Annotated in this window: 1 protein-coding gene; it reads left to right on the top strand. The window is 74.5% G+C overall.

The window, feature by feature from the left end:
• Window positions 1-2,043, top strand: a 2,043-nt coding sequence (locus Acy02nite_RS45760) for a type I polyketide synthase (RefSeq protein ID WP_203756510.1), incomplete at both ends; no start/stop codon positions are given.

The raw sequence follows: 2,043 nt of genomic DNA, 5'->3' as shown, positions 1-2,043 counted from the left end.
GCCCGCACCGCGGGCCGCCTCGCCGCGATCCTGAGCGGCGCCCTCGGCGCCGAGGACCAGATCGCCGTCCGCAGCAACGGCGTCCTGGTCCGGCGTCTGATCCCGGCCGCCACGACCGGCGCCCCGGAATGGCGCCCCCGTGGCACCGTCCTGATCGCCGGTGGCACCGGTGGCCTCGGCTCCGAGGTGGCCCGCTGGGCCGCCGGGAACGGCGCCGACCGGCTGATCCTGGTCTCCCGCCGGGGCGGCACCACCGACCTGCCCAACGCCGAGGTGCACGCCTGTGACCTGGCCGACCGGGACGCGGTGGCCGCTCTGCTGGCCGAGGTCGGCCCGATCGACGCGGTCGTGCACGCGGCCGGTGTCGGCGAGGATGTCTCGCTGGCCGACGCCGACGAGGACCATCTGCACCGCGTCGTCGACGGCAAGGTGCTCGCCGCCCGTCACCTCGACGAACTCGTCGGTGACGTGGACGCGTTCGTGGTGTTCTCCTCGATCTCCGGTGTCTGGGGCAGCGCCGGCCAGGCCGCCTACGGCGCGGCCAACGCGGCCCTGGACGCCCTGGTCGCCCGCCGGCGCGCGGCCGGCCGGCCGGGCACGGCGATTGCCTGGGGCCCGTGGGCGCGGGTCGGCATGGCCGCCGACGAGGACATCGCCGGCCAGTTGCGTCGCCGCGGCCTGAGCCCGATGGATCCGTCGCGGGCTGTGACGGCGATGGCCGTAGCGGTCGGCGCCGGCGACGAGCAGGTCGTGATCGCGGATGTCCGCTGGAACGACTTCCTCCCGATCTTCGCCGCCACCCGCGAACGTCCGCTCTTCGCCCGCCTCGCGCCGGCCGTGACCGCATCCGGCGAGCAGGAGACCGGCCTGGCCGGCCGCCTCGCGACGCTGAGTGTCGCCGAGCGGCACCGGATCGTTCTCGACCTGATCCGCGCCGAGGTCGCGGCCGTCCTCGGGCACACCTCGGCCGCCGCGATCGCACCCGACCGGGCGTTCAAGGAGCTCGGCTTCGACTCGCTCACCGCCGTCGAGCTGCGCAACCGCCTGCAGTCGGCGCTCGGCCTGGCCCTGCCGGCCACGCTGGTCTTCGACTACCCGAACGCCGGCCGGCTCACCACGTTCGTTCTGGCCCGGCTCATCCCGGACACGGTGGTCTCGGACGCCACCGTGGCGCGGGTCGTGACGACGCCGTCCGACGACCCGGTCGTGATCGTCGGGATGGGCCTGCGGCTGCCCGGTGATGTCGAGACGCCCGAGCAGTACTGGGACCTGGTCGCCGCCGGCGGCGAGGGCATCGGCCCGTTCCCCACCGACCGCGGCTGGGACCTGGATCGGCTGTACCACCCGGACCCGGACCACCCGGGCACCTTCTACGCCCGTGCGGGCGGTTTCCTCTACGGCGCGGGCGACTTCGACGCCGGCCTGTTCGGGATCTCGCCGCGTGAGGCGACCGCGATGGACCCGCAGCAGCGGCTGCTGCTGGAGACCTCGTGGGAGGCGTTCGAGAACGCCGGGGTCAACCCGCTGGGCCTGCGCGGCGAAGCGGTCGGCGTGTTCGTCGGCGCCTCGTTCATGGGCTACGGCGCGGGGCCGGTCGACGACGACGGCGTCGAGGGACACCTGCTCACCGGTACGGCGTCATCGGTCATCTCCGGCCGCATCTCCTACACGTTCGGCCTGGAGGGACCGGCCGTCACCGTCGACACCGCGTGCTCGTCGTCGCTTGTCGCCCTGCACCTCGCGGCGCAGGCGCTCCGCGGTGGCGAGTGCTCGATGGCACTGGTCGGCGGTGTCACCGTGATGCCCGACCCGGACGTGTTCGTGGAGTTCTCCCGCCAGCGTGGCCTGGCCGCGGACGGCCGCTGCAAGTCGTTCGGCGCGGACGCGGACGGCACCGGCTGGTCCGAGGGCGCCGGGATGCTGCTGGTCGAGCGGCTGTCGACGGCCCGGGCCGCCGGTCACAAGGTCCTCGCCGTGGTGCGCGGCAGCGCGGTCAACCAGGACGGTGCCTCCAACGGGCTCACCGCGCCGAACGGTCCCGCC

This window comes from Actinoplanes cyaneus (genome assembly GCF_016862095.1).
GTDB lineage: Bacteria > Actinomycetota > Actinomycetes > Mycobacteriales > Micromonosporaceae > Actinoplanes > Actinoplanes cyaneus.
Note: the sequence above shows the minus strand (reverse complement) of the source record. Positions and strands in the feature narration are given on the sequence as shown.